Source organism: Pseudomonas sp. Pse1 (assembly GCF_024519635.1).
Taxonomy (GTDB): Bacteria; Pseudomonadota; Gammaproteobacteria; order Pseudomonadales; family Pseudomonadaceae; genus Aquipseudomonas.
On the sequence record NZ_JALJRO010000042.1, the window covers coordinates 1 to 8,669 of the forward strand.

5 protein-coding genes are annotated in these 8,669 nt (G+C 53.2%); 2 read left to right on the plus strand and 3 right to left on the minus strand.

The window, feature by feature from the left end:
- Positions 1-96: 96 nt before the first annotated feature.
- From NR126_RS28140 to NR126_RS28150, 3 genes are all read right to left on the minus strand, one after another.
- The gene (locus tag NR126_RS28140; RefSeq protein ID WP_256832458.1) at positions 97-2,985 is read right to left on the minus strand and encodes a hypothetical protein; all 2,889 of its coding nucleotides are present in this window, start codon (positions 2,983-2,985) and stop codon (positions 97-99) included.
- A gap of 60 nt (positions 2,986-3,045) precedes the next feature.
- Complete coding sequence (locus NR126_RS28145; protein ID WP_256832459.1) at positions 3,046-5,430, minus strand: hypothetical protein; 2,385 nt, start codon at positions 5,428-5,430, stop codon at positions 3,046-3,048.
- Between the two features lie 101 nt (positions 5,431-5,531).
- Positions 5,532-7,337: a hypothetical protein gene (locus NR126_RS28150; protein ID WP_105756104.1), complete on the minus strand. Its 1,806-nt coding sequence runs from the start codon at positions 7,335-7,337 to the stop codon at positions 5,532-5,534.
- Between the two features lie 203 nt (positions 7,338-7,540).
- Between NR126_RS28150 and NR126_RS28155 the strand changes: the two genes are divergently transcribed.
- Together NR126_RS28155 and NR126_RS28160 are read left to right on the plus strand one after the other, a co-directional pair.
- On the plus strand, positions 7,541-7,918 hold the full coding sequence (locus tag NR126_RS28155; protein ID WP_105756105.1) for a hypothetical protein: 378 nt from the start codon (positions 7,541-7,543) through the stop codon (positions 7,916-7,918).
- A gap of 189 nt (positions 7,919-8,107) precedes the next feature.
- Positions 8,108-8,602 (plus strand): hypothetical protein, encoded by a 495-nt coding sequence (locus NR126_RS28160; RefSeq protein WP_256832460.1) that lies wholly within the window; start codon positions 8,108-8,110, stop codon positions 8,600-8,602.
- The last annotated feature ends 67 nt before the right edge of the window (positions 8,603-8,669 follow it).

The window sequence follows — 8,669 nt, forward strand, 5'->3', positions numbered from 1 at the left end:
AGCCATGAAAATCACCGTTCACACGTGGAATAGTTAACACATTTTCAAAAGATGCCGTGCGCGATACCGGAAGTCATCGCACACGGCCGCTTGCTATTAAGTCAGTACATTCAACAACAACTTATTACGATTATCAGGCGCGACCCTGAAGCTCAACCGATGACGATTGCCTTCCAGATCCAACAAGGCTGCAACTATCGAAATATCATTCAACGCCAGCAAGTCCGTTGCCGTCGAACGACGCAAATCATCAACGCGCGTCAATGTCAGCATGAGCTGGCCGGAGACCGGATCTTCTGCATTCTCATAAACCGGCTTCAATACAGGCACCGCTCTCTTTCCAAGAATATCGTCGAACGAAATAACGCGATTTTCTGGTTTGTTTTCCTGCTGGGGAGGAAAAGTATGGAACGCATAACCGGTATAACTGAACATTGTCTCGTTGCCGTACTCGCTTTCCCACTGCACCAGCGACTGATGCCCTTCAAAATTACAACGGGTAAACAATAAGTCCCGGGCGCCTTCGCGTTTATAACCCACACGCCAGTAATCGGTGGTCTTGAGGAAGTAGTCGAAATCGTTTTCGCCCGCTGGCAGCGGATCCCATCCAGGGCCGGTGGGGCGTCCTTGCCCCTCTTTGCCCCCCCCGGCCACGCGGTCGTCCCTGAAGGTGTAATCGCTCGCCACTTTCACCGGCGGCACTACGGGCTTGAGCGTCACGTGCCCCTCGTCGTCGTTGTTGTTTTCGCTGGGATGAAGGTCCGAATAAAAAGTGCCCTGATCGTTACTGCCGGTGAATGACGCCACGAATCGTTCGATCGGTGGCGCTTGAGTCGGACTTGGACCCCGGACATGCACGTACAGATCAAGATCCGTAACCAGCACGTTGTCCGGCGGTGTCACATCCTGGGATTGAGGTGCCGAACTCATGATGAATCGATTCCTCTCCAGACTGGTCGCCCAGACGATCGGGCTGCCGGCTTCGATCCCTTCTTCACCCACCCCCAGGAAGGGCAATTCGTCCCGGTTACCCTTGGTCACCAGCTTCATGCTGGCCTTTTCGTCCTCGTTCAATTCATAGACAGTTCCGCTCACCGGCGATGTTTCAACGAGAATTTTCACCGACATCTGCTGCATGCCATTGGAATAGGCAGAGTCGACAATCTTCCTGATGTTGAATGTCTTCAGACCCGTCCAGCTCTCCTCTGTGCGGCTATTGGTCAATTCGACGATGCTGTAGCCGTAATACTGCACCAGACCCGCGGTATCGAGCAGTTCGCAGACGACAACGGCCACCGGGTGAGTGAACGTGGCAGGCGCGGTATACAACCCGGCGTCCGACACCGACCCTTCGCCATACACCGTCCAACGACGCTTGAGCGAGGGTTGCCTGGCGTTCTCCACCAACTGGATTGTTGCCGAACGGTTGAGCCCCCGTGTAAAGCCTGGAGTGACATCAAAGTCGACGGCGTATTTAAGCAACAGTACCGAAGCCTTGACCGTCTCACCGGTTGCACCATTTCGCGCCTCGATGTGCTGCACGACGATGTCCTCGGCCAACGGCTGTGCGGGTGGCGTATAGGTAGCGGAATTACCGCTGGCAACCACCGAGCCATACTGAGGCTGACTCCAGGTCAACGCGGCGTCCCTCACCGTGGAAGCAACCAGGGTGACCGGCTGCTGAGTGCCGCGCAAATACATCGGTACGAACCTCGGCGAAATCGACATCGGCTCCGTCACCACCAGCAGCAAGGCCGAGACCCGATGCTGCACGCCGGTAGCCGGGTCGGTGTAGGACGCCGTAATGACGTTGCGCACCGTTTCCCGACCGAGACGGTCGAAAGCCACCGGGATGTACAACCCGTTGGTTCGCCCGATCTCCCCGGCAGAACCATTGGTGTTCAGGCTGCGCAGGCTCCAGGTCACACCACTGAGCGGCTTGCCATCGCGAAGGGCGCGGTATTGAAAGGGGCTGCTGCCAGCCTGCAGGCTCTGCAACGGCGGGTCGATGGTAATCGCCGTGCGGGACGGGTCAATGTTGCCAAAAATCGCCAGGTCATTCGGTGTATCCCGGTCCCGTTCGATGAATACGTTTTGTTCGCCGGGAAACAGCAGACTGGAAATCAGCGCCAACTTGTCCTCGTCGGCGTGGGCAGCAAACTCCTTGGCCACAATCACCGTCGCCGAATACATGTCGCCCTGGGCGTCCTGATCGTCGGGGATCAGGTACGGGAAGTCCGGGGGCGGCATGCCGCCCCCGAACTCGCTGGCCTTGACCTGGATGAACACCACCACCGCACCGTCCTGATAGGTCGAGGATTTCACGTCATTGCCACCCGGAGCGGCCTGAGTACGAATTTCGAAGCGCTTCGGCGTCAGCGGGTTGTATCCGTTGAGATCGAGCAATCCCAGTACGAACTGCCGTCGATGGGCATCAAGGGCTCTGAAGCGTTCATCGAAATACCTGCCGAGCGCCCGTCGCGCTTCACTGGATTCGGCCAGGTCGCACTCGAATTTTGTCCCGCGGGACAAATCGAGAATGACTCGGCCCAAATAATCGACTTCACCGGTTGCCACCGCCAAATCAACCTCAACCTTTACCGTGTAATTCATTGCCTCGGTAATCGGAAATGATTTGAGCAGCGTGGTCATTGCGTTAGCGGTGCTGTACGACGTATAGGTGCCGGACAGAATACTCAGTGTCAGCGTGGCGGCCGAATTATTGAAATCGGCACTTTCAAATGAAAGTCGCGGCGCCCCCAACACAATGTCGAACAGCTCTGCATATTCAGTTTTATCATCATGGGTAAAGGCAGTACCCGAGAAAGGCGGCATATACGCGTTGCCGTCATACTTGTCGATCCACTGCTGTAAAAGAATCCGGTTCAGTCGGGTCCTGTTGAACACGGTAATTGCACCCCAACCACGGGTGATCGAACCGGCTTTCATTTTTTCAAGAATAGAGGCGCGCGAATTGCCTGCCATGATAGTTCTCCAAAAATAATAGCAATATCGATGTTGCTGCAGAACAAACTGTTCCGCCGCTCAATAGTCAGAAAGATTATCAACCGGTTTATCAGGAAGTTCGATCAACGGATAGGTCAGGAGAATCCAGCAGTCGTCGTAGTCTCGAGTGGCCTTGACCAAGGCAAATCGATGCGGTGAAGAAGGATCACTGGTGTACATGCCTGAACTACTATCGACACTGCCGTTGCCGGCGACAACTTCCAATTCAGCCGTCACCGGGCGATCACGATTGTCTGTGACTGTCAGTTTGGCCTTGCCGGCAGGGAACGAGGATTGCTCCAGATCGACGACCATTTTCAAATCCTGCGGAAAATGGTTAACCACCACATAGGCCGTCTGTGTTTTACCCGTCGCGACGTTTTTCACCTCGATTTCATCTACCGTAAAGGTGCCGTCAACGTCATTGTTTTTCGGGCCGGCGGTGTAGGTGTTCTTGCCGTCCGGCTCGGCCCGCAGCGGAATGCTGCCGTCGCCTTTCTTGACCCGCCATTCCAGAATACCTTCGCCCAAGGTATTGGCCGACAGAGTCCGGGTGATGGGTGCTCCGGAAACCGGGGAAGCGTTGCAGATTTGCACCACCGGGTTAACGGTAATATCGCGCACAACCACCGTCACCAGGCTCGAACTGCTGAATGTGGAAGCCGTATCGGTGGCGGTGACAATGGCCCGCACGAAAGTGCCGTCGATCGCGCCGATTGCCGGCGATGTATAGACGCCGGTGTCCGGGTTGATCGCTCCGAAGCTGCCTTTGCTGCCAGGAACGGCCTTGACGCTCCATTTCACGGTGCCGGTGAACTCGGGTGAGACTTTGAATGTATGGGTTGCGCCGTGACCCATCAGGTGGTCTTGGGGGGTGATGGCGAAGGGAGAGCTGATTTGGCCGAATAGCGCAAGGTCGCCCGGCACTTTCACTTCCTTGGGTTTTACCAACTCGTGGTTACTGAATAAAATGCTGTTCAGTACAAATACATCGATATCTTTTAACGCAAAAAACACATTATGTATTGGATCTCTTATACCAAACAAAATACTTTGCCGAATTTCGTTATTAATAGCCACAAAATCCCGCACAACTCGGGCATCTGTAACGCCCGCATTTTCTACGCCAGCATCAGCTTCAGGCGCCCCAGCCTGTTCAAACGCAAGTGCACCTGACTGTTGATTAATGCCTATCTTGATATTTGTTTTATATCGCCAATGCAAAATAACATTCTGCGGTAGCGGTCCCGAACCTCCAATATTCCGGAGCACATACTGGTATTGATTGACATCACGTCCACGACCGGCAAACTCTAGCAAAATGCATTCATTTTCTGCCTCATGTGCAGACGTTCGAACACTCAATGGATTGACTGATGCAATTAAAAGATCAGGATTAACGGGATTGGCCTGAATAGTATAGTCTTCGCCAACATACAACCCGCCGGGCACGCGAATAAAGGACAACCCTGGCTTCGCGGTCAACTTGATAAAGCCTGGTGAATACGTGTCACTCTGAAGAAAATCGGAACCTGCCGGCATCGGGTACGCTGATCTACGGACCCCAGCGTAAATAATCTTCTCCATCAGTAATTTATTACTGAGTAAAAGAGCACAGTCATACCCTCCTGCCCCATCATCCGGAATAAGACTCTTCCAGTCATCCCTGGGTGGCATCCCACCCTCTGCGTCCCCCTCCATACGAACAAACAGCTCCACCACCCCATCACCAAAGTTGCTGGAACCCCGTGACGCAGCCCCCGGTGCCGTGAGGGTCCGCAATATGAAAGACTGCGGCTTCAAATACTGTTGATCGGTATAAGTAATCTTGCCAAGTCGGAAAAGCCGTTTTTCCCGGTCAGCTTCTCTATAGTATTTTTTAAAGAAAGCCCCCCCTTGCCGCCGCTCATGCAGGGTATTGGCAAAACTCAACTCCCAGTTGCCCTTTGCTGTTACCGGATCGCCCAGGTCCAACACGACTTCGCCTGTGTCCTTGCCTACCGTGCCACTGGTTTTTGAAAGCGCCACTTCTTCAGCAATCAATTCGGGATGGTCGAGTGCATCCAGCGACTTGATCGCAATAGCCCGTTTATGGCCCAGCGCGTTGTCAATAGCCACTTGGCCGCCGCCCACGACCGCCATCGTCATGCGCACTTCCCCGCCCGCGGTCTTTGAACTGTCTTCAAAGGACAGGCGCGGCCAATCCGTGACCCAATCGATCAGGTGCTCCCAGTTGGCATCGCCGGTGGGCACCGGTTTGTTGATCGGGTCCATATAACTGTCGGAAGTAAACTTATTGATATAGTCCTGCGCCAGCAATTCATTGCATTTATTGCGATTGTAAGAGACCACCGCTCCCCAGCCTTCAGTCCGAGGCTTGATTGCCAGCCATTCCAGCAGTTCTTTCTTCGTATAGGTCGCCATGACATTTCCCTCGTTCAAGTAGTATTCCCGTGCGCCAGGGTCGCGGCAGCCGCCGCCATCAATAGGTACTCGAGAAAAAACACAGCCAATAGATGTACGAATCAATTGATCAACGTAAGCTCCGGAGAGTCCGGAAATGACAAGTGGGTTCGTCCACCGTCAAAACTCACCGTAACAGACACTTTGAACTTATTGTTTAACCCCACTTGATTGACAAGAAAGTCCTTGGCCAACCACGACTCTTTAACCTTGCCAACGTCAGCAGCCGTAACGACATAGTCCTTCAGCAAGTAATGATCCTTGTTGATGACTTTAATATTTAGAATCTGTCCTTCGTGCAGGTAGGACCACTGTGCAAGGTTGTACTTTGCACCTCGCGGATCCGTGATCAATCCGAGAGATAGTTTGCCGCCCGTACCCTGTGCCAATTCACACTGGATGGTCGGGAAGCGGTTCTGCGGGAACGGCTTGACCTTCAGGTAGACAAACTTGGAGTCCTGATAGTTTTCCGCAGGTTCACCGCTTGGCACCACGCGGTAATACACGCTGAGTCGCTCACGGGCCCCCTCGCCTGCGCCCATGTGCATCGCAATGGCGTTTTTCGGGATGGTGAAGGTTTTTCGATCGGCCGCGACGGGAATGGCCACATGGCCTGGCTCGCCAGGCTTGCCCCAATGAAGATGCACACTATCATTTGCGCCAATCACCGCGCCGTCGGGTACGCTCGCCTGACTGCCGGCCGTGGTGACGCCAGCATCCATCATTCGCTCGTTGGGATCGTCACCGGGTTCCTGAGCGGTGTTGGCAATTTCCGGTAGGGGCAGTTCCAGGGGTTTACGAATCAGCAGGGATAATGGGTCGCCCGCCAACGACTGCCCGGAGCGGGCATACTGATAGAGTAGTTCGGCACTCTTGCCGTTATTGCTCAATAGCCAGGCGTGGTCGAGGTGGAACGTCAGTACACCACTGTCGATCGTCGACGGATCGATTCTGATACTCACATGAGCGCCGATATCCGCCGCCACACTGCTGTAGAGCGTCACAACGTCCCCACTGAGGGCACCCGGATACAACGTGATTCGCACCGTGATGCCATCGGGAAACAGTTCCGGATCCAGCGGGCCACCGCCATGTCGATCAATGACCGGGGCTGGCAAATAGGGTTGAGTCGGGGGGACGATTCTGAAGTTTTGCTGCGCCGAGATAGTGACGTTGCCGCCACCTGCGTAGGCAACTTCGTAATGCAACTCGAGACGACCTTTTTCGAGCAGCATGACGTCTGTTCGACCCACCAGACGTGTCAGAGGACGCCCTACATCGGCGTTTGTCACTGTCCAGACCGGGCTCAAGGGGCGCCGCGCGCCGGTTTCAGTAAAGCCAACCCATTTCAGCGTGACCTTGTCACCCTCGCCCATGGCTGCATAAGGCGGCACTGAAACCGATACACCGTTGCTGGGCAGCACATTGCGGTCCGCGTCCAGTTCCAATCCGTGGGACTGCTTGATCTGCGGAACCGGCAACTGAGTGGTTGCCGAGGCTCGCACGCCCACATAGAAAAATAAACGTTTGGACTCGTCAGGACTGGGCAAGGGTTCGCCGGGCAATTGAACTGTATACGAATAAAACACCCAGCCCTGATCCAGGTCTTTCAACAGGGCATTGGGGAACTCTATCGGTAACCCTTCCGGCACCAGGGTGTCGTCGATTGGCCAGGCGTTATCGAAATTATCGCCAGCATCACCCGACGCGGTGCACCCCCGCCAGTTCGGATAAATAAAACCTCCTTTGGCGGCATCGATACCCGGAAAATAAACGTGGGTGACTAAATTCCTGCTTCCCAGTTGATCAAGATCAAGTGCGTTATCCGCGTTCAAGGGGACTTTTGGTGCTGGATTAGCCGCGGTCATGTCCACGCTCCATCATTGATTGTAGGGCCATCGCCCTAATTCTTGTGTGCACCGTATGACAGGTGTTGGGAGTATTTTTTACGCCTGATTGATCGACTTGCCCACTATCAGAACTGCTAGGTTGTCAGAAGTGGAATCAGGGGTATTCTTATTTTAAATGAACAGTTGCCACTGAAAAAACTGACCACTCAGGCGTGCCAACAATGCACATTTATACGGGAGCTAAAGCAATGAATTCCGGATTTATCGTATTCGACAAGGACCCGAACAAATATAAATACGAGTTAAAAGAATGGTCTGACTTCATCTCCCGGGGCAATATCAACATGGATGATACACTCATCTTGGAAAGCGCCCGCTCAGCCGTTACGATTACATTCGAGATCGCTGGTGATTTTCGCGCCACTGTCACAATCCGACTCATCAAAAACTCCTTTACAACTGAAAAATTTACCGTCCACTCGCTATTAACCCACGCGCCAGGAACTGTCATATTGCCCGGAGTTCGTGTCACCGCCGCCGAAGGAAAGCCACACCAAGTAAAATGGGTAACGCGCATAACAATACAAATGGGTATCTAATCAACGTATAACAACCTTCAGTCACGACTTTACGACACTCACAACACCACACGCCTGCCTTTTTTTAATCTCAGCAGTGAAACAGACCGCGAGCACAAACAACCATTAACCCGTTGATTTGGACTTCACACAGAACATTCAATTCTCCTTTACGAGGTCTCACCATGGAAACCTTCAAGTCAACTCTCCATGCTTTATTTTTTTTTCGCCTGCCTGTTGCAGACCGCGTCTTCAGTAGCGGGCACACCCAATGAAATAAACAACAGCGCAGGATCAATCATCTTTACTTACGACAACAACCAGAGCAATTGCCGCGCTGATGATCGTCAACAGATGTTCGAGGTCAGTTACTACGCAGGCGGGCCAGGCATTCGCCCCTGCGAACCCAATAAAATCAGTTATCTCAGGCTTGAAGGTGTTCGATCAGCAGCCACTATTAAACTCTGGAGTTATCTTCGTAGCGGCGAGCCTTCAGGGTGCCATTTTGATGACACTCACAACTTCACACTTTTTTTCAGAACGCTAAAGAACACCACTACCACACGAGACATCAGGCTGGACGCACTCTTTGATGTGGCGGAAGGAACCGTCATCCAGCCTGGCATCAGACTCATCAAGAAAGACATTACCGAAAAAGACCGAGTAAACAAAAAACTTAGCTGCGTAGAGATCATCTACGAATAAGCCTCCACTTCAGGACCGCTCACCCCTCTCTCGAATATTAATTTAATTAGAGACCCCTCTCATGTCC